Raw genomic sequence first — 20,200 nt, forward strand, 5'->3', positions numbered from 1 at the left:
TGCTGCATGGCCAGCGGGATCACCACCGCCGGGTACTCCGAGCCCTGCGACTTGTGGATGGTCGTGGCGTAGGCCGGGACCAGCGTGTCGAGTTCACCGTATGGGTAGACCACCTCGCGGCCGTCGAAATCGACGATCACCGCGCCCTCGCCCTCGTCGATGCGGGCGACGGTTCCGAGATCGCCGTTGAACACCTCCCGGTCGTAGTCGTTCTGGCTCTCCATCACTCGGTCGCCGGGTGAGAAGCACCAGCCGAACCGCTCCACCGAGATGGCGGGGTTCGGGTTCAGCACCGCTTGAAGTTCGTGGTTGAGGTTGCGCGCGCCGAGCACGCCGCGCTGCATCGGGGTGAGCACCTGCACGTCCCGGACCGGATCGAGGCCGAAGCGCGCCGGGATGCGTCTGGTCACCACCTCGATCAGCGTCGCCACCGCCGGCTCGGGCTCGTCGATCTCGATCAGGTGGAAGTCGCTGTCCGCGCCCCGAGCAGCTGGCTCGGGCATCTTGCCGGCGTTGATCCGGTGCGCATTCACGACGATCCGGCTCTCGGCCGCCTGCCGGAACACTTCGGTCAGCCGCGCCACCGGGATAGCCCCCGAAGCGATGATGTCGGCCAAGACCTGACCGGGCCCGACCGAGGGCAGCTGGTCAACATCGCCGACGAGGAGCAGCGCGGCGTGCTCCGGCACCGCCCTGGTCAGGGCGTTCATCAGCGGCACGTCGACCATCGAGGTCTCGTCGATCACCAGCAGGTCGCAGGCGAGCGGATTGTCCTCGTTGCGCGAGAAGCCGCCGTGCTTCGGGTCGATCTCCAGCAGGCGGTGGATCGTCTTCGCCTCGAGCCCGGTCTGCTCGGTCATGCGCTTGGCCGCCCGGCCGGTCGGGGCGGCAAGCAGCACCTGCACGCCCTTGGCCCGCAGGATCCGCAGGATCGTGTCGAGGGTCGAGGTCTTGCCCACGCCCGGACCGCCGGTGATCACCGCGAGCTTGGCACCGAGCACCCGCCGCACGGCTTCCCCTTGCGAGGGCGAGAGCGTCTTGCCGGTCTTGTCCTGGACCCAGGGCAGAGCCCGGGCGAGGTCGATCTCGGGCCAGGGCGGTGTACCCTTCGTTCGGCGGAGCAGCCGCTCGGCGATCATCCGCTCGGCGGCGTGCAGCCCAGCCAGGAAGATGCACGCCTTGTCGCCGAGGATGTCCTGCACGACCTCGCCGGTCTCCAGCACGTCGAGCAGCGCCGAGCGGATCAGTGCCGCTTCGACGCCGAGCAGTTCGCCCGCGAGCTTGATCAGCTCCGCCACAGGTAGCGCACAGTGTCCGCCGTCGGTCGCCGTCTGCAGGGCAAACGAGATGCCCGCCCGCAGCCGCTGCGGCGCCTCCGGGGTCAGCCCGAGTTTCATGGCGATGGCGTCGGCGGTCTTGAAGCCGATGCCGCGGATGTCCTTGGCCAGCCGATACGGATCCTCGGTCATGACCGCGATGGCGTCGTGCCCGTAGGTCTTGAAGATCCGCACCGCCCGCGCTGTGCCGACGCCGTGAGCGTGCAGGAACAGCATGATCTCGCGCACGGCCTTCTGCTCGGCCCAGCCGGCGATGATGCGAGCGGCGCGCTTCGGGCCGATGCCGGCGACCTCGGGCAGTCGCTGCGGCTCGGCCTCGATGATCTCGAACGTGCCCTCCCCGAACGCCGCGACGATGCGCTTGGCCATGGCCGGACCGATGCCACGCATGTGGCCGGACGCGAGGTACTTCTCGATGCCCTCCACCCCGGTGGGCGGCGTGACCTTGAGGGTGTCAGCCTTGAACTGCACGCCGTGCTGGCGATCCGTGTGCCAGATGCCGGTGGCGGTGATCCACTCGCCAGCAGCGATGGCGGGGGCATGCCCGATCACCGGGACGAGGTCACGCTTGCCCCGGGCCTGGACCTTGAGCACGCAGAAGCCGGTCTCAGGGCTGTGGAAGGTGACGCGCTCGATGGTACCGGCCAGCGCCTCGATCTCGGGACCGGCCGAGCCGGGGAATGCGCGCGCAGCCACGACGGCTATGAGATCCTACGAGCCTGCCCCGGAGTCCGGCGCCCCGACATTTCGCGGGGCGCTTTGCTCAATATGGGCCGCCGCTCACTTGATGTCATGATGCTGATCGACACAGCAGGCTGTGTGGGCGTTTGCACGATTTGTGAGAGACCAGTCATGTTCGACGTGACGAAGATGCTGGCCGATGCGCTTGGCGAGCACCTCGCGCTCACCTACCAGCGCACCTTCGGCAGTCGCGAACCGCGTTTCGCCGAGGTGATCGAGGCGTCCGCTCGTCTGACCATCGAGCGCATCGTCGGCAGCGATGCGCTCTACCACGACGGCGACCACACCGCCCTCGTCACCCTCGTGGCTCAGGACATCCTACGCGGCCGGTTCCTCGACAAGGGCATCACGCCGGAGGATTGGCTGCACATGATCCTGGCGGCGCTGTACCACGACATCGGCTACGTGCGCGGTGTCTGCTCAGGCGACCGGGCGAACGCATTCGTCATCGACGCGCAGGGCACGACTATCGGTTTGCCACGCGGTGCATCGGACGCGGCGCTGGCGCCCTACCACATCGAGCGTTCGAAGCTTGCGGTGCAGGAGCGCTTCGGCACGCATGATCTCGTCGATGCGCAGCGGGTGATGCGGGCCATCGAGTTGACCCGTTTCCCCGTGCCCGCGGACGACGAGCACCGGGAGACTGGGACCGAAGCCGGCTTGATGCGTGCGGCGGACCTGATCGGGCAACTCGGCGATCCACTCTACCCACGCAAACTGAACGCGCTGTTTCATGAGTTCGCCGAGGTCGGCCTCGACGACCAGCTCGGCTATGCCAGCCCGGCCGACCTCGCGGAGCGGTATCCGGCGTTCTTCTGGGGCAAGATCGAGCCGGTCATCGGCGACGCGGTGCGCTTTCTCGATCTGACTGTCGAGGGGCGGAGCTGGGTGGCCAACCTCTACAGCCATGTGTTCGCGATCGAGCATGACCGTCGCCGCATGGGACCGCACCCAGGCTGAGCCGCACCGGCAGACTTCAGGGCTGGCGATCGTAGTGATAGCTTTTGACAAGTATCGCGCTCATACCTTGAGGTATCGCCAGCCTCGCGCCCAGTGCCGCCGTTCGTCCCAAGCTGGCAGTATCCCAAGAGCAGATGCGGTCCCGGTCTGGCGACAGCCCCACAAACGGATGTCACTTCCCAGCTGCTCGGCATCGAGCCCGGGATCCGCAAATCGCTCATTCGCCGAAGATCCGTTGTTCTGCCTTAAGGCCGGCACGCCCGCCGGCCCCGGGGGGCCTATACCCAGGCTGAAGCGGGCGCATGGGGAACAGCAGCGGAAACCCCAGATTGGTGCCGCTTGGTGTTCACGTCGCCAAAGTCAGCGCACGCCATCGGTGCTCGCTGGGTGAAAGCCCGTAGTGATTTTTAAAGCGCCGACTGAAGTGGCTCTGGCTTTTGAAGCCGCAACCGTAGGCGAGGGGCCCGATGTCTAGGTGGGCAAATCCGGGATCCGCCAGCCGCTGCGCGGCGACCTCCAAGCGCCGCCGCCAGATCCAATCGGCTATGTTGCGTTCGTGCTCGTGGAATAGCTCCTGGAGATGGCGCAGCGAAACGCCCACAGCGGCTGCAAGCTGAGCAGGGTTTAAGTCCGCGTCGCCAAGGTTGGCCTCGATGTACGCGGCAGCTCTCTGAACGATGAGGGTACCCTGGAGGTTCTTAGGCACTTCATGCGCGAGGCGCTCTGCGATGCTGGCGACGATTAGGTCGATACCAATGTAAGCCATGCGCGTGGCCATGTTCGGCGTCAGGTGTTCATGCGTGCGAACCAGTTCATGGAAGAAGGTCGTCACAAGCGAGGTCCCGGGTTGCTCGGCACCGATCGTCAAAGCTGTGTAGCGTCGCGTCGATCCGAGCACGCGTTCAAGGCACTCGCGAGGTACTTCAATGAAGAGCGTTCGCGTGTCGGCGTCGGATGCCATCGTGGTCGGCCGACGATCCAGCACCACCATGTCACCGGCTCGCTGGATCGAGGTGCGGTCATCCTGAGCACTGAAGACCTCACCACTCAGGGTGATTGCGACGTTTAACGTGTCGTGCTTGCCGTGACGGCGTATCGTGTCCGAGGTTGCCGCGGTGTTGACTGCACTCTGCGTCACGCGGGTGATGAGCAGGGGACCAACGTCGGCAGCCTCCATGACGCCCTTGAATACGCCATCGCCAAGCGGCGTCAGTTCGACCGGCACGATCCGTTCGAAGATCGTCTCGCGCCAACGGCGGAACCTGTTTTTCGGCTTCTCGTCCGCCGTCGAGAACAAAGTCCTCATAGCGTTTGTCTGAGTGCGTGCTTCTGCTTGCGCGTTCGGGCAAACGGTAGCACGCGCACAGGCAAGCGCAACGGGACACATCGAACTACATCTGGGGCTGATTCCTTTCAGGAGCCTGCACGTGCCCGCCTCGACCTCAGCCAGCCCCCTGTCATTGACCGACCTGGCGACCGGCATCGTCTCAGCTTACGTCTCGAAAAACCGAGTGCCTGTTTCTGAACTGCCGACTCTGATCACAAAAGTGCATGATACGATCGTAAGTCTGGCGACCGGCGTGGCGGCGGTTGCGACTGAACCCTCTCTGCAGGCGCAGATCGACAAGCCGAGCCCGGCGCAGATCCGCAAGTCAGTCCAACAGCATGGCATCATCAGCTTCATCGACGGCCGGTCCTACAAGACCCTGAAGCGTCACCTTACCGCCCACGGGTTGCACCCGCTGAGCTACCGAGAGCGCTATGGTCTGCCGGCCGACTATCCGATGGTCGCTGAGGAATACGCGCAACATCGCTCCAAGCTGGCTGAGGCGATCGGTCTCGGTGTGCCGGGGGGGCGCTCCGTTCAGCTCAGAACCGGAACGGACGGCTGATCGACGTTCTTACGGGACGCCAGTAGAGCGTTGCCAACATTCGATTGGCTCGGGAACACCCTCTACGTCGACATTCGTCACGGTTGATCGCCTGAGCTTTCCGGCATTCGGCTGCGCCAACCTGCCTAGGGTATCGAGCCCTCCCTTAACCAGGCAGCCGCCGGACGTCTCGAGTTCAGCATCCTCATCCGCCCCATTAATCTGCAGTTGCCAGTATTTATAGAGAGAAGCGGCGCATGTATGACCGCCGGACATAGATACGAGTTAAGTCGATAGCCTGCTCTCCGTCGACTACAGCCGACGAGTTTTCAATCCGGATCTTGGGCCGCCAACGCACCAGAGCTGACGTGGGCGTTCAGCACTGGCAACAAACTCAACAGCATATCGGCGTTTACCGTTGTGAAATCAACGCTATAAGGGCACTTCGAAGCAGATCTGGTCGAACCGGCTTATGAATTAGCGGGACTCCGCTGTCCGAGGCCTCCCGCATGCGAACGGGCGCAGTGTCGCCAGTAATGAGGATCGCCGGGATCGGCCGTTTCCAATGCTGCCTCAGCATTGCGATGGCTTCGGCGCCCGTTTGCCCCCCGCGCAGCCGGTAATCGCAAATCAGCGCATCGGGGGCGGGCTCGTGCCCGGGGAACCGTGCGACGTCGCTCGGGTCCTCAAATGCCCAGCATAAGCATCCCCAACCGGAGAGGAGCGCCATCATCGCGTCGCGAACGATGGCATCGTCATCAACGATCATAATGCGCGAACCGGTCAGTCTGCCCCCCTCTAGATTGCCCGCGGGGCGATCGTCGGCGGCCTCGACTTCGAGCGTTCTGGGAACAAGGATGCGAAACACGCTGCCGCTCCCCTCCCTCGACGAAAGGGAGAGGACGTGACCTAGTGCGCCGGCGATGCCCCGGGCGATCGCGAGCCCCAGCCCAAGTCCCTGGTGGCGGTCGCGTTCGGGATTGCCGAGCTGATAGAACTCGCGGAAAATTTCCTCTCGTTTGTCCTCGGGGATGCCAATGCCAGTGTCGTAAACTTCGATCGACACATTCGCGCTTCGGCGGCGGCAGCCGATGAGCAAGCCGCCGTGATCCGTATAGCGGATAGCGTTGAGGACGAGATTACGCAGGACCAGTTCCAGCAAGGCGGCGTCTGAGACGATTGCTAGATCCGTTTGCGGCGTTCGGTAGATCAAGCCCTTGGCATCGGCAAGATGGGCCAGATCGTTCTCGATCTTGTCGAGCAGGGGTTGAAGTTCGAAAGCTTTCGGTCGAGGCGTGACGACCCCAGCCTCGAGGCGCGAGAAATCCAGCAACGTGTTGAGCATATCAGTCGAGGCGACGTTCGCGGTCTGTGCATTTTGGAGGATCCGCCGCTGAGGGCCGGCGAGACTCGTCTGGCTCAGAGCCTGGAGGAACAAGCCGAGGGCATGAACGGGTTGGCGCAGGTCGTGACTGGCGGCCGCAAGAAATTGCGACTTCGCGGTATTGGCGTACTCGGCGTCGCGACGAGCGAGGTGGGCGGCGGCAGTCTCAGCGCGTAACTGCTCGATAAGGGCAGTGTTCTCGAAACGAAGTTCGATAGACTCTCGGACGCGACGGCTGGCAAGCACGACCTGACCGTACTGCCCGACGACGAAGAGGATCGAGCAGATCGCCAGCGCTCGATAGGGGATACCGCCTAGCGACCACAGGGTCACCGACGCTAACGTGACTATGGGGATGACAAGCGCGAGATAAAGATGGCGCCGTGGTGCCAGAAGCGAGACGCCGTTGCTGCAGGTCGCACCCAGCAACGACATCGTCAGGATGCTCACCGCAGGGACTTGCAGCGGGAGTGCGATCCATATCAACGAACCCAGGATCGAGCCTTCGACGATTTTGCTCAGGAAGACGACGCGCTCAATCCGGCGCGCACTCGCGGGTTCGCTCACGGTATGGCGCATACGGCGAGCGAAGGCGGCCGCCGCTACTCGCTCGACTAGGAACGCGACATACCAGCTCAATAGGACGGCATGAGGCGCCAACGTCCACAACACGAGCAGCATGAGCGTCGAGACGAGGAAACCGACGGCGATCGACTGCATGACGCCGTCCAGAACGAGCCGCAGCTCCTCGGCGACGATCCGGTGGTCCTGCGATAAAGTCATCGAATTAGGCCAAGCTGTTGAGCCTTGAAGACAGCTTCAGCGCGCCTGGTGACCCTCAAGACCGATAACAAACCCTGCACGTGGCCGCGAACCGTATGCTCCGATAGACCGAGACGCCGTCCGATCATCTTGTTGGACAATCCCCGTCCGACGAGGGTGAGCACCTCTGCCTGCCGTGGCGTCAACGATGGACAGACGGCGCCGCCGACATTTGGAGTAGCGGGAGGATCCTCCAGCATCTCGCGCAGGACTGACATCATCCTGTCTGGCCGGTCCGTCTTGGACAGGAAAGCACACGCTCCCTGAGCGAGCGATGCGCCAACTGTATCGGGCATATCCAGGGCGGAGACGACGACGATTCTGGCAGCGGGCCAGCGTTGCTGGATCAGGCCCATCCCTTCGAGGCCACTCAAGCCGGGCAACTGGATGTCCAGGAGGACGACCGTAGGCACGACGGCGTCGATGGTGAGGGCCTCGTGCAGTGATGCGCAGTCGACGATCGAGATACTGTCGAACGCCGTCGCTAGCATCGACACGATGCCGGATCGGAATAGCGCGTGGTCGTCGATGATAAGGATCGCTTCCTGCGCCATGCCCAATCCTGTTTAGTGCAAACGCCTAAGCGCAGTCATGCTCCGTGGACCAGTCCATATGGACTGGTCCACGGAGCTTTCGTGATCGGCTAAGCACGAATCCGAGGGCGTCCATCACACCTCCGGTTGAGCATGCAGAAGGCCAAGAGAAACGATTTCCATGCTGGGCAAGCGTTCGCATCATCGTGCCCGGTGCAGACCGCATTCCACATCGCACTGACAACTTTACAAACTTCGTGTGAATGGGAAGGCGAGGTGCTGGTAATTCCGGCTGGCGGAGTCCGGAAGCAGGCCGGAGCGGCCATGCGGCCGTTGTGCGCGAATCGTGTTGGGTTTGAGTACGAGCATGCTCTTACATGTCAGCCTGAAGGAAACTCATGATCAATCGATGTCGGGGACGGCGCGGTATCGCTAGATCTCTAAGGCGCAGCGTCATCCTGAATGCATCTGCACCAACTTCCTATGCAAGAGGGCCCCTGGTCTTGCGATGGATAGGTGCAGCCGCGAAGAAGCGACGCAAAACGGCCGGCAAAGAGGGGACGGCCATGCCTATTTCCGAGAATGTGACGAGGCTCACCTGGGCTCAGACATTCGGGCGTCGGACGATTTCCCATACATCTGATGGAATTCCTGACCGATATGCTCGCGATCAAAAATTGCCCGAGCAATATGAAAGCGCCACCATCGCGTTCTATGCGATCCGTAAATAATAGGTCGTCGCCGAGTCCTATGACCATTTATTGCTAATTATTTTTAATTATATATATGAAAACAAGTTGCTTTGAAGGCAATTGTGTTGGTTTTCAAGGCCTTTTACCGCACATTGGTAAAATTAACTTATAATTTATTTTATTCATGTGTTGGGCCTTCCATTTTTCAATTGAATTAATATTTTAAAATTTTGTTGCCTCCGCCCGTAGCGCTCACTACTCTACGGATGGATCCGTCTGCTTCTGGCATTGGCTGCTTTTCGAATCCGTCGATGGCTTGGCCAGCTCAAGATAATGGCTGGCCGGAAAGCACGTTCCCCTTCGCGCAAAATTCGCTCTGCTCAGGCCAGTGAAGCGTAGAGGCGCCCCGAAAGACGTGTCCGATTCAACGCGCCGTGACTATCAAGCCTGCTCACATCCGTAGGACAATCTTTCCAAAATGCTCGTTTTGCTTCATGCGCGCGAGCGCGGCCGGCGCATTTGCCAATGGAAATCTGCTGTCGATCGGCAGGCTAAACTGTCCATCCGCGACGCCCTGCCAGAGGTCTGCCCGGACGCGGTCGGTGATCGTGCGCTGTTCTTCGATCGACCGTGTTCGGTTGGTCACGCCGATGTAGCTGATGCGCTTGGTAGCGTGCAGGTCGAAATCGAACTCACCGCGGCCTCCCCCAAGCCGACCGACGTTGATGATCCGTCCGAGGACAGCCGCAGCCTGCATGTTGCCGTTGGCCACCGGCGCCGAGACTTGGTCGATGATGACGTCGACGCCCTTGCCGCCCGTCGCTTGCCGGACCTGTTCGGGCCAGGTCGGATCTTTCGTGTCGACCGCCAGTGTCGCGCCGAAACCGGACAGGCGCGTGCGGTGCTCGGGGTTTCGCGACGTACCGATCACCACGGAGGCCCGTTGCCAACGAGCGATCTGCAGCGCCATCAGCCCGACCCCGGAGCTTGCTCCCTGGATCAACACCGTCTCGCCGGGGCGCAGGCGTGCCTGCGTGACGATCGCGTCGTGCATCGTCTGCAAAGCCACCGGCAGAGTGGCGGCCGTCTCGAACGACATGCTCGCCGGCAGCGGCAGCGTGCGCCCATAATCCGCGACGGCATATTCTGCATATCCGCCGGCGCCGGAACACATGACCCGATCACCGGGATGAAAATCTGCTACCTCGGCCCCGACCGCCACGATCTCGCCAGCCCATTCGAGGCCCGGTATCGCATTGGGGCCGCCGGCGGTGCCGTGCGGCTGCCCCGCGGCGACGGCCAGATCAGCGCGATTGAGGGCGGCTGCCCGGACCCTGACGAGGACCTCGGTCGGCTTCGGCACCGGGGTCTCGACCTCCGCCAGAGCAGGTTCCTCGGGCCCGGCGACGACAGCTTTCATCCGTGCCGCTGGCCGGTCCTCAGCTGCGACGGCCGAGGAGGAAAGAAGCGTTGCCGTCGCTCCTACAACGAGGAGCCGTCGGTCGAGGTCCATGGGTCACTCCCACTTCCATGCCGGCCCGAGGTCGAGCGAGCCGCATCGATGGCCGAGTTCTGATCTCGCCGCCCGACAAGGCCTTACTGGGGCGGCGTGAGCCCATCTTTGCCGACGGCGATCCGGACGGCCATCAGTCTGTTGCCATCGCGCTCAGCCGTAATGAAAACCCTGCCACCCGGCTGAACGATCGAGCGGTCGGCCGGCTCATAGGCCACGATCGGGGCCTGTGGCGGCACGAGAATCGTCAGGGACCGGTCCTTGTCGTAGGTGACGACGAGAGTTGTCGCATCGCCGGCCCGCCCACTGCTTGCGACCGTACCATTGGTCATCGTGCTCTTCACCCTGGGGCCGCCTCCAGTTCTTACGGTGCCGTTCGTCATCGCGCTCTTCACGCGTTTGCCGCCCGCCAGGGTGTCGGGGATCGTATCCCAGTCGCGATGCCCCACGCCGGTGCCGCGCATCGATTCAGGAAAGATGTGAATTTCCAGGGCCGTCGGCGGATCGCTACCCTTCGTAGCGGTGCCGATGAAGTCGCCCTCCCGGACAGCGCTGAGGCTGGATCTGGCGAGGAGTGCGATACGCGTCTGCGGGGCAAACAAGACCGCCTCTGTCTCGCCATCGATCGTTCGGATCTTGACTGTTTCACCGTCGACCGCCTCGATCGTTCCCCTCAGACGCTCGATCTGCGCCGCGCCGCAGGGGCCGTGCGCTATCGCCATCAGGCCGGCGAGGGTCACGGTGGCGAGACGTTTCATGGAAGCTCCTGCTCGGCGAGGCGGAAACGAGCGATTGCCGCATTCCGGCCCAAGCCTGCGCCTAGTGGCGTCATGGCCCTAAGCGATCGGGCTCCACTGAAGCGGAACGAACCTGAAGGCGTCAGCCTCCTTGAGGATATGGCCCACCGCCGGGAACGGCGCGTGGTAGAACGAGACTTGCAGCCCTTCTGCCGAGGCTATGTCCAGCATCGCCTTCCGCGTATCACGCGCCTGACCGGCATCCATGTCGAACACGGCCGCCCACTCCGGATTGCGGACGAAGAGTGCCGGATGGTTGGCCGTGTCCCCCATGAGCATCTGCTTGGCCGAGTCGGATCTCAGCATGAATGCCGTGTGACCGGGGGTGTGGCCGTACGCGGCCACGGCGATCAACGAAGGCACCACTTCCTCGCCCGCGGCGAAGCGTGCCACATCGGCCATCATCGGTCCGAATACCCGATTCGTCGCCGCGAACGTCGGCTTCCACCCGTCCGGCGCCCCCGCCATCCGGGCTTCGTCGGTCCAGAACGCCCATTCCGCCTCCGGGACGTGGACCCGCGCCTTCGGGAAGACCGCAGACCCGTCCCTGCGACGGATGCCGCCGATGTGGTCCGGGTGGAAGTGGCTGATCACGATGTCGTCGACGGCAGACGGTTCGAAGCCGGCTGCGCGGAAATTGGCCATCCAGTAGCCCGTCGTCGGCGGCCCGTTATCGGCGAAGCCGGTGTCGACCAAGATCGTGCGACCCCCGATCCGCAGGACGACCGAGGTGAAGGTTAAGGGCAGGGCGTCGGAGGGAAGGAACGCGTCCGCCATCGCCTGCTTCAGCGCAGCCGGCGGTGCGTTGGGAATGAAGCCGTCGAGCTGCCGCAGTGCGAACCCATCGTTGATCGCCGTCACCTCGATGGCACCGACTTTGTAGCGGTAGAAGCCCGGTGCCTGCCTCGCGGCCGGAGCTTGGGCCGAGGCAGGGCCGCACACCGCAAGCGGCATCGCAGCGAGGGCGGCAGGCTGCGCAACTCCAGCCAGCACGGTTCGTCTCGTCACCATCGCAGATCCTCGATCGGTCCAGCGGCCTTCTGCGGCTCACAGATGTCAGAGCGACATCTCATCGCGACGCGACAAGGCACAGCGTTGAACTAGCGCCCGATCGCGCCGTTTCGCGAGGAGAGCGTACGCGTTCCGCGACGAGCCCCTCCATCTGTTCTGCGGCTGGATGCCTCGGCCTAATATGAGGTGGTCGACGCAGGAAGTGTCCGAACTGAATAGTCTTGCACGGGAGCCGAAGGTCCACTCCGCAGTTCCACTTACTCCGAAGCGGACATGCTGCTTCCGGCCAATCTACGGCATGCCGGATCGCCGATGGAGGCAAAACCGGACATTCAGCTTTGCGCCCATCTCTGCCATTTAAGGATTTTCGCCGGCTTCTCTGAAGCGGACGTGGGCCAAGGCCGGTTTGCAGATCCACGCAAGCCACTTCAGGCCACCGGCTTCGATCAAACAATCGTCCCCCGCTGAAGGTCTTGCCTATTGCGGCTGAGCCATCAATGCTGCGCCGCAGCGGATAGCTTGTGACGGAAGCGACGCATGGAAACGATCGGCCGTGACCTGCGTGAGATGCAGCGTATCCCCCTCGCTGCATCGCATGTCGCCGCATTGCGGGCGATCGGGGCCGAGAAGCATTACCCCGCCGGCGCCTTTCTCGTCCGTGCCGGTGATCCAGCCGATCGCTTCGTGTATGTCGAGGCCGGCGAGATCGAAGTCGTGAATCCCTTCACGGACGAGCGCCATCTCCCATCCACCCTCGGTCCGACCCAGTTCATGGGCGAGATCTCGTTCCTGAACGGCGGCGTCTGGTCGATGCCCATGCGGGCGAGCGCGGATACGGTCGTCACCGTGGTGCCGCGCCCCGAGATGCTGCGACTGATGTCCGAGATCCCGGAGATGTCGGACATCATCATCACAGTCCTCGCCGCACGGCGACGGCGGCAGCTCGACTCGCACGACGGCACGCTCGTGCTCATCGGCGAGGACGACGACCGTAACGTACGGCGGATCGCCGAGTTCGCGAGCCGCAACCGGCTTCCCTACAGGACCTATCCGCTGGGCAGCCCGGAGGCGGCGAGCGTCGCCACGGCCTGCTCGATCTCGGCTACTCGACCGGCGGTCATCTTCGGCCGGGACGTGGTCGTGACCGAACCGACGCCCGCCAAGGTCGCGCGGCTGCTCGGCCTCGACTACAACCTCGTCGACGACGAGGCCTTCGACGTCCTCATCGTGGGCGGCGGTCCGGCCGGGGTGGCAGCGGGCGTCTATGCGGGTGCGGAGGGGCTGCACGCGTTGGTCATCGAGGATGTGGCGATCGGCGGTCAGGCCGGCACATCAAGTCGGATCGAGAACTACATGGGCTTCCCGACCGGGATCTCGGGTGCCGACCTCGTCTGGCGCGGCGAGATCCAGGCGATGAAGTTCGGCACACGCTTCGCGATGCCGCGGCGCGTGGCGAAGTTGGAACGGCTTGAGGACGGATCGTTCTGTACGACGTTCGACAACGGCCGGCGCGTCCGGGGACAGGCCGTCGTCGTCGCGACCGGCGTCCAGTACCGGAGATTGCCGATCGACCGCCTCGAAGCGTTCGAGGGCGCAGGCATCTACTACGCTGCGACGGAGATCGAGGCGCGCTACTGCCGGAATGCCGAGACGATCGTCATCGGCGGCGGCAACTCGGCGGGCCAGGCCGCGATGTACCTCAGCCGCTCAGCGCGACACGTTCGCCTCTTGGTGCGCGGGCAATCGCTCGCGACCTCCATGTCGCGGTACCTGTCGAGCCGGCTCGAGGCAGATCCGGCGATCACTATCGAGTACGGGGCCGAAGTCACCGCCCTGCACGGCGACGACCGTCTCGACGCGGTGACCATCCGCGCCGTCGCCGACGGAACGACGCGCAGGATCTCGACCTGTGCTGTGTTCGTCATGGTGGGTGCCGCCCCCAATACCGCTTGGCTCTCGGGGCTCGTCGAGCTCGATGGCCACGGTTTTGTCCTGACCGGAGACGCGATCGGCGCACGTTCGCCTTATGCGACGTCGCATCCGGGAATCTTCGCGGTCGGCGACGTCCGCGCCAGCTCCGTCAAGCGGGTCGCAGCCTCGGTCGGCGAGGGATCGGTCGTCATCTCCAAGGTGTGGGAGCACATTCGGACGTAGAGCTTGCCGCCCGGCACCCATCTGATCGGAGCACTGGATCGACGAACGGCCTCTTCCGGGAAGCTCTGCCGGCTAACTGCATGACTGTTTCGGGTGGATTTGCGACGGTCCGTTTTCGGGCGCAGACCCGAAGATAGCGGACGCCCTGCAATTGGTTGAAATTGGCTGGAACCGGAATGACCATTTTGCAGAACGCCGGTCAGAAACGTGCATCTCCTCCTACCGCCCCGTGCTGGCATCTAATCGCTTCGCATGTAGCGAACCCTTTGTGCCTCGTTGTACTGTCGTTCGTCGAAAGCATAATTGCCCATTCTGTCGTCATGAACTGTCGTATATCTACGAATCAGAGTTCCTGGCGCAGACCTCTACACTTGTAAGGTAGAATTACGATGCTAACTACATGCATACGACGATCATGAAATGATATAAGGAGGATTCACATCATGTTGTCCCAGTCGAAAATCAGCTAGGCGCTTGAGCGCCTTTGACTTGGACGAGGTAAGGTGCTCGCTTAACGTGTAGCAGGCCTTGTCGTGATCCCCCGACCGGACGGCATTGAGAACTTGGAGATGCTCGTCCATGAACGGTTCGATGCCCGGTCGGCCGGGCAGGGCATTCTGGATGTGCTTACCAACGACGAGAACGCAGCGGGTCCGGCGCAAGGCCTCCGCCATCTCCTTGTTTGGGCTATGTGCAAGGCAGGCGACATGCAAGTCGTTCTCAAGGATGTCGAGCTCGGCAATGTCGAGGTCCGGCATCACACGAACCGCTTCAGCGAGGCGGGCCTCCATCGCGGCAAGGGCTGTCGCGGGGATGCGACCGACTGCAGCTCGGAGTAAAGGCGGTTCGAGGATGAGGCGCAAGTCGTAGAGGTGCTCGATCCGCTGGGCGTCGAGGGGGATGATCTGCCACTGGCCGTTACCCTCCTTGGTCACAAGCCCGACGCCTTGGGCACGCAGGAGGAGGTTGCGGGCGACGGTGCGGCCGACGCCGAGGTGCCGGGCGAGGGCCAACTCGTTGACGCGGAACCGGCCGAGGAGAGAGGCGAGGATCACGTCGCGCTCCAGCTCGTAATAGAACGGCTCCCACCCATCCTCCGGGGTGCGTGTCTCATTGAGGCTGATCAGGTCCGGCGTTACGGGAAGCCGCCGGTCCGGGGGCGCCCCGCCGACGGCGACACCTCGCCCGTCGAAGCGGTGGACGAGGCCCTCCTCCTCCAGGGCGGCGAAGGCCTGCCGGACCGGGGAACGGCTCGCCCTGAACATCGTGGCGATCGCGCTCTCGGCCAGCACGCAGCCCGGCACCAGCCGGCCGGCCCGGATCGCGCCACGCAGGGCGTCACCGATTAGCGCGTAGGCCGGGCGGCGCGCGGCCAAGGTGCGCTCCGGCGTCGCGACCCGCTCCGGCTCGGCGGCCGGAGGCCGGGACGGGCGCGGGCTCCCCCCGGCGCTCACGTCACGGCGCCGAGCGGCCAGGGCACGAACTCGTTGTCGCCGTAGTCGTACCCCTCGCTCAGCGACCGCTCGCCCGAGGCCACCGCGATGATCGTCTCGAAGATCCGCTCGCCCGCCGCCTCGATGGAGTCGCGGCCGGTGACGATGCCCCCGCAATCGATGTCCATGTCCTCCTCCATGTGGGCGTACATCTCGGAGTTGGTGGCGATCTTGATGCAGGGCGCGGGCTTGAAGCCGGAGACGGAGCCCCGGCCGGTGGTGAAGCAGATCACGTTGCAGCCGCCCGCCACCTGCCCCGTCACCGCGACGGGATCGTAGCCAGGGGTGTCCATGAAGACGAATCCGGTGCGGTCGATGGGCTCGGCGTACTCGTAGACCGCCGTGAGCGGCATGGTCCCGCCCTTGGCCACCGCGCCGAGGGATTTTTCCAGGATGGTGGTGAGCCCGCCGGCCTTGTTGCCGTGGGAGGGGTTGTTGTTCAGCTCCGCCCCGTGCCGCTCGGTGTAGTCGCGCCACCAGTCGATCCGGGCGACGAGCTTCTCCGCCACCGCCCGGTCCACCGCCCGGCGGGTGAGGAGGTGCTCGGCGCCGTAGATCTCCGGCGTCTCGGACAGCACCGCCGTGCCGCCGTGGCGCACCAGCAGGTCGGCGGCGTGGCCGAGCGCGGGGTTGGCCGAGATGCCCGAGTAGCCGTCCGACCCGCCGCACTGGAGGGCGAGCTTGATGCCCGACAGGGGTACGGTCTCGCGCTCCACCGCGTTCACCGCGTCGAGCATCCCGCGGATCGCCTCGGCGGCGGCCTCCACGGTCTTGCGGGTGCCGCCCATCCCCTGGATCGTCATGGTGCGCAGGAACGGCCCCTCCGCGAGGCGGGACTCATCCATCAGCTTGCCGATGTGGTTCGTCTCGCAGCCGAGCCCGATGATCAGGATGCCGCCGAAATTCGGGTTCCGGGCGTAGCCTGAGAGGGTGCGCGCCAGGAAGCGGTAGCCCTCGGTCCCGGTGTTGATGGCGCAGCCGCCGCCATGGGTGAGCGCCACGACGCCGTCGACGTTCGGATGGTCCTTGAGGCCGGTGCGGTTCATCAGGTCGGCGGCGGCCTTGGCGACGGTGGCCGAGCAGTTCACCGAGGTGAGGATGCCGATGTAGTTGCGGGTGCCGATGTCGCCGTTCGAGCGGCGGTAGCCCTGGAAGGTGCGCCGCTCGGCCACCGGCAGCAGCGGCGTCGGCCGCGCGTCGGCGCAGAACTCGTGGGCCACGGCGCCGTCCCGCATCTCCATGTTGTGCAGGTGGACGTGCTCGCCCGGGGCGATGTCCCGCCGGGCGTAGCCGATGAGCTGGCCGTACTTCGTCACCGGCGCCCCCGCCGGGATCGGTGCCAGCGCCACCTTGTGGCCGCTCGGCACGCCCTCGCCCAGCGCCCGCACCCCGTGGCCCGCCTCGTCCCCCGGCGCGAGGCGCGAGCGGGCGACGGCGACGTTGTCGGCGGGGTTCAGGCGGATGGCGGGCGCGGCGCCGTCGAGGGCGACCGGATCGAGGGCGATCGTCATGGGATCCTCCGGGTCCGCAGCGGCACCCCGGTGGAGGCGCGGCGGCTGATTGGCTATTGCGTGCAATGTACAATCATGGTAGCCGTCTTCAAGTCAAGAGCGTCGAAAGGCGCCGATCGTCCGAGGAAGCACAATCGTCCTGCCGCCAGGCGGTCGGCGAACGCCATCTATCGGCACACACTCAAGATGTCACCACGGCGATGCGCAGCATCGTTTGGGGGGGAGACGATGCGTTGTTGTTGCCAGCCCGCCGGTCGTGCGCATGTCGTATGATTTCGACTTCGCGTTCCTGAACGAATACGGGCCCGATCTGTGGCGTGGCGTCTGGCTGACGCTCGGCATGACCGCGGCCTCGATCCTGCCCGGCTTCGTGCTGGGCACCCTCTGCGCGGTCGGGCGCCTGTACGGCCCGCGCTGGCTTTCCCGGATCACGGTGATCTACGTGGAGGCGATCCGAAACACGCCGCTGGTGATCCAGGTCTTCTGGCTGTTCTTCGGCCTCGCGGTGCTGCAGGTGCGGATTGGCGCCTTCCCGGCGGCGGTGATCGCCCTCGTCATCAATGTCGGCGCCTACACCGCCGAGATCATGCGCGCCGGCTTCGAGACGATCCCGAAGGGGCAGGTCGAGGCGGCCTCCTGTCTCGCGCTCACCCGGACCCAGGTGATCTGGGGCATCCAGTTCCCGCAGGCGGTGGAGCGGGTCTACCCGGCGCTGGTCAGCCAGTTCGTGCTGATGATGCTCGCCACCTCGATCATGTCGCAGATCTCGGCGGAGGAGCTTACCGGCGCCGCCTACCAGATCCAGGCCTTCACCTTCCGCGGCTTCGAGGTCTACCTCGTCATCGCCGGGATCTACGTAGTGATGGCGGCCGGCCTGCGCCTCGTGCTCTTGGGCTGTGCCACCCTGGCCTTCCCGCGGCGGCGCCGCCTCGGCACCCCCCTGTGAGGCCGGCATGAGCATCCTCGGCCTCCCGCTCGGCCTGACGCCGGACCAGTTCCTCTTCATCCTCCGGGGGGCCGGCTGGACCCTCGTCCTGTCGCTCTTCGGCTTCGTCGGCGGCACCGTGCTCGGCCTGCCGCTGGCGCTCGCCCGGGCGGCGCGGAAGGGAGGCCTTGGCTCCTGGCTCCTGCGGCAGGGCGCGGGCGCCTATGTCGCCCTCGTCCAGGGCATCCCCCTGCCGGTGATCATGTTCGTCGTCTATTTCGGCGTCAGCATCGGCGGGTTCGAGGTGCCGGCCCTCGTGGCGGCGGGGATCGCCATGACCCTGTGGTCGGCGGCCTATCTCGGCGAGATCTGGCGGGGCTGCATCCAGGCGGTGCCCCGCACGCAGTGGGAGGCGGCCGAGTGCCTCGCCCTCACGCCGGCCCAGCGCTTCGTCCACGTCATCCTGCCCCAGGCGATGCGGGTCGCGGTGCCGCCGACCGTCGGCTTCCTGGTGCAGATCGTCAAGAACACGTCCTATTCGGTCGTGATCGGCTTCTTCGACCTGACCTATTCGGCGAAGGTCATCAACAACGCCACGTACAAGCCGTTTCAGGTCTTCACCATCGCGGCGCTGATCTACTTCTTGATTTGCTATCCGATGTCGGTGGCGAGCCGCCGCTTCGAGGCGCGGATGCGCCGGGCCTGACAGGAGACGAGGGATGCGAGCGGAGACAGACGGCATGACGATCGCCGACCCGCGCCCGGCCACGCCGGCCGCACCGCCGGAGCGGGAGACGATGGTCCGCTTCGAGGACGTGCGGAAGGCCTTCGGCACCGTCGAGGTGCTGCGCGGCATCACCGTCGACGTGCACCGGGGCGACGTGACCGTGCTCGTCGGGCGCTCGGGCTCGGGCAAGAGCACGGCGCTGCGCTGCATCAACGGGCTGGAAGCCATCAACGGCGGGCGGCTCACGGTCTGCGGCCGCCGGCTGCACGAGCCCGGCACCGACCTGCGGAGCCTGCGCCAGGACGTCGGCATCGTCTTCCAGAGCTACAACCTGTTTCCGCACCTCACCGTGGCGCAGAACGTGATGCTCGCCCCGCGCAAGGTGAAGCGCCTCGGGCTGAGCGAGGCGAGGGAGCTCGCCCGCGAGGTGCTGCACAAGGTCGGGCTCGCCGACAAGGCCGAGGCCTACCCGGAGCAACTCTCGGGGGGCCAGCAGCAGCGGGTCGCCATCGCCCGCTCGCTGGCCATGCAGCCGCGCCTGATCCTGTTCGACGAGGTGACCTCGGCCCTCGATCCCGAGCTGACCGGCGAGGTGCTGCGGGTGATCGAGGGGCTGGCGAAGGCCGGCATGACCATGGTCCTCGTCACCCACGAGATGGGCTTCGCCCGCTCCGTCGCCGACCAGTTGGTGTTCATGCACAAGGGCACCGTCTGGGAGAAGGGCTCGCGGGATATCCTGCGCGACCCCGCCACGCCCGAGCTGCGCCAGTTCGTCGGCAACGGCCTCTGAACTCAACCCCCACGAGAGCCGCCCCGAGGCGGCCGGACACCCCCCCCGGAGGAGACCCCCATGATCAAGACCCACGCCACCCGCCGCCTCGCGCTCGCGATCGGCCTCGCCGCCCTCATGCCCGCCGCCGCGCAGGCGGCCGACACCCTCGATACGATCAAGCAGCGCGGCAAGATCCTCGTCGCAATCGATGTCAGCCACCCGCCCTACGGGATGCTCGACGGCAAGGCGCAGGAGACCGGTTCCGACGTCGACACCGCCAAGCTGCTCGCAAAGGACCTCGGTGTCGCCCTGGAGATCGTCCCGGTCTCTGGCGCGAACCGGGTGCCGTTCCTCCTTTCGGGCAAGGCCGACATCGTGATCGCCTCCTTCTCGATCACCGAGGAGCGCAAGCGCGTCGTAGAGTACTCGAAGCCCTACGGCGTCATCCCCGTCGTGATCGCCGCCCCCGAGGGCGAGGCCATCGCCAAGCCCGAGGATCTGGCCGGTAAGACAGTGGCAGTCGCCCGCGGTACCACCGCCGACATCGAGCTCACGAAGGCACTGAAGCCGATCTCCGGCGCCACCATCGTGCGCTACGAGGACGAGGCGACCACCAACACGGCGGTGGCCACCGGCCAGCAATCGATCCTCGCGGCGGCGCTATCCACCGCCAACAGCGTGCGCGATGCCAACCCGGCCAAGAAGCTCGCGGTCAAAATCACCATGAACGCCTACCCGATGGCCGTCGGCCTGCGGAAGAAGGACACGGAGCTGAAGGCCTGGGTCGACGGCTGGGTAGATACCAACCTGAAGAATAGGAAGCTGAATGATATCTACCAGAAATACTTCGGCCAATCGCTTCCGCTTGAGATGACGAACTGACTAAGACTGAAATCAAGCCCCGAATGGCATGACGCACTTCGGGCTAACTTAGACAAGATACTGTTGCGAGGACGC

The 20,200-nt window shown here is 64.9% G+C and carries 18 protein-coding genes; 8 read left to right on the forward strand and 10 right to left on the reverse strand.

All coding sequences use genetic code 11. The annotated features are described in order from the left end of the window. Window positions 1-2,033 (reverse strand): ATP-dependent RecD-like DNA helicase (locus tag MKL20_RS01060; protein ID WP_244035110.1); only part of this gene is annotated, 2,033 nt, incomplete at its 3' end. Between the two features lie 156 nt (window positions 2,034-2,189). Between MKL20_RS01060 and MKL20_RS01065 the strand changes: the two genes are divergently transcribed. Next, window positions 2,190-3,038, forward strand: a complete 849-nt coding sequence (locus MKL20_RS01065) for a metal-dependent phosphohydrolase (protein ID WP_244035111.1) — start codon at window positions 2,190-2,192, stop codon at window positions 3,036-3,038. A 346-nt stretch (window positions 3,039-3,384) separates the two neighbouring features. On the opposite strand, the gene MKL20_RS01070 is transcribed toward MKL20_RS01065, so the two are convergent. After that, complete coding sequence (locus MKL20_RS01070; RefSeq protein WP_244035112.1) at window positions 3,385-4,344, reverse strand: helix-turn-helix domain-containing protein; 960 nt, start codon at window positions 4,342-4,344, stop codon at window positions 3,385-3,387. Window positions 4,345-4,465: 121 nt separating this feature from the next. On the opposite strand from MKL20_RS01070, the gene MKL20_RS01075 reads away from it, so the two are divergent. Next, window positions 4,466-4,930, forward strand: coding sequence for a MucR family transcriptional regulator (locus MKL20_RS01075; RefSeq protein WP_244035113.1), 465 nt, complete (start codon window positions 4,466-4,468; stop codon window positions 4,928-4,930). A gap of 391 nt (window positions 4,931-5,321) precedes the next feature. Here the strand turns inward: MKL20_RS01075 and MKL20_RS01080 are convergent, their stop codons facing one another. From MKL20_RS01080 to MKL20_RS01100, 5 genes are all read right to left on the reverse strand, one after another. Next, on the reverse strand, window positions 5,322-7,076 hold the full coding sequence (locus MKL20_RS01080; RefSeq protein WP_244035114.1) for a hybrid sensor histidine kinase/response regulator: 1,755 nt from the start codon (window positions 7,074-7,076) through the stop codon (window positions 5,322-5,324). Then, on the reverse strand, window positions 7,073-7,669 hold the full coding sequence (locus MKL20_RS01085; protein ID WP_244035115.1) for a response regulator transcription factor: 597 nt from the start codon (window positions 7,667-7,669) through the stop codon (window positions 7,073-7,075). The genes MKL20_RS01080 and MKL20_RS01085 overlap by 4 nt, the downstream gene beginning before the upstream one ends. A gap of 1,122 nt (window positions 7,670-8,791) precedes the next feature. Further along, the gene (locus tag MKL20_RS01090) at window positions 8,792-9,760 is read right to left on the reverse strand and encodes a zinc-binding dehydrogenase (protein WP_244035169.1); all 969 of its coding nucleotides are present in this window, start codon (window positions 9,758-9,760) and stop codon (window positions 8,792-8,794) included. 176 nt (window positions 9,761-9,936) lie between these two features. After that, window positions 9,937-10,611 (reverse strand): metal ABC transporter permease, encoded by a 675-nt coding sequence (locus MKL20_RS01095; RefSeq protein ID WP_244035116.1) that lies wholly within the window; start codon window positions 10,609-10,611, stop codon window positions 9,937-9,939. A gap of 78 nt (window positions 10,612-10,689) precedes the next feature. Beyond that, window positions 10,690-11,661 (reverse strand): MBL fold metallo-hydrolase, encoded by a 972-nt coding sequence (locus MKL20_RS01100; RefSeq protein ID WP_244035117.1) that lies wholly within the window; start codon window positions 11,659-11,661, stop codon window positions 10,690-10,692. Between the two features lie 273 nt (window positions 11,662-11,934). Between MKL20_RS01100 and MKL20_RS01105 the strand changes: the two genes are divergently transcribed. Then, complete coding sequence (locus tag MKL20_RS01105; protein WP_244035118.1) at window positions 11,935-12,129, forward strand: hypothetical protein; 195 nt, start codon at window positions 11,935-11,937, stop codon at window positions 12,127-12,129. A gap of 9 nt (window positions 12,130-12,138) precedes the next feature. Here MKL20_RS01105 and MKL20_RS33105 read toward each other — a convergent pair whose 3' ends face one another. Next, complete coding sequence (locus tag MKL20_RS33105; protein WP_244035175.1) at window positions 12,139-12,402, reverse strand: hypothetical protein; 264 nt, start codon at window positions 12,400-12,402, stop codon at window positions 12,139-12,141. On the opposite strand from MKL20_RS33105, the gene MKL20_RS01115 reads away from it, so the two are divergent. Then, a complete protein-coding gene (locus MKL20_RS01115; RefSeq protein WP_244035170.1) occupies window positions 12,346-13,815 on the forward strand; it encodes an FAD-dependent oxidoreductase in 1,470 nt (489 codons plus the stop codon). The two genes, MKL20_RS33105 and MKL20_RS01115, sit on opposite strands and share 57 nt — an antisense overlap. Window positions 13,816-14,228: 413 nt before the next feature. Here MKL20_RS01115 and MKL20_RS01120 read toward each other — a convergent pair whose 3' ends face one another. Both MKL20_RS01120 and MKL20_RS01125 read right to left on the reverse strand, forming a co-directional pair. Continuing rightward, window positions 14,229-15,191 carry a GntR family transcriptional regulator gene (locus MKL20_RS01120; protein ID WP_244035119.1) on the reverse strand — a complete coding sequence of 321 codons (963 nt, stop codon included), beginning with the start codon at window positions 15,189-15,191 and terminating at the stop codon, window positions 14,229-14,231. 74 nt (window positions 15,192-15,265) lie between these two features. Next, window positions 15,266-16,819, reverse strand: coding sequence for a UxaA family hydrolase (locus tag MKL20_RS01125; protein ID WP_244035120.1), 1,554 nt, complete (start codon window positions 16,817-16,819; stop codon window positions 15,266-15,268). A 262-nt stretch (window positions 16,820-17,081) separates the two neighbouring features. On the opposite strand from MKL20_RS01125, the gene MKL20_RS01130 reads away from it, so the two are divergent. The 4 genes from MKL20_RS01130 to MKL20_RS01145 are packed head-to-tail and all read left to right on the forward strand — an operon-like array spanning window position 17,082 to window position 20,125. Beyond that, window positions 17,082-17,765, forward strand: coding sequence for an amino acid ABC transporter permease (locus MKL20_RS01130; RefSeq protein WP_244035121.1), 684 nt, complete (start codon window positions 17,082-17,084; stop codon window positions 17,763-17,765). Between the two features lie 7 nt (window positions 17,766-17,772). Next, entirely contained in the window at window positions 17,773-18,450 is a 678-nt protein-coding gene (locus tag MKL20_RS01135) for an amino acid ABC transporter permease (protein ID WP_244035122.1), read from the forward strand. A gap of 34 nt (window positions 18,451-18,484) precedes the next feature. Further along, window positions 18,485-19,261: an amino acid ABC transporter ATP-binding protein gene (locus MKL20_RS01140; RefSeq protein WP_409568089.1), complete on the forward strand. Its 777-nt coding sequence runs from the start codon at window positions 18,485-18,487 to the stop codon at window positions 19,259-19,261. Between the two features lie 60 nt (window positions 19,262-19,321). Continuing rightward, complete coding sequence (locus tag MKL20_RS01145; protein ID WP_244035123.1) at window positions 19,322-20,125, forward strand: transporter substrate-binding domain-containing protein; 804 nt, start codon at window positions 19,322-19,324, stop codon at window positions 20,123-20,125. Window positions 20,126-20,200 lie beyond the last annotated feature (75 nt).

It is taken from the genome of Methylobacterium sp. E-066 (assembly GCF_022829635.1).
Lineage (GTDB): Bacteria > Pseudomonadota > Alphaproteobacteria > Rhizobiales > Beijerinckiaceae > Methylobacterium.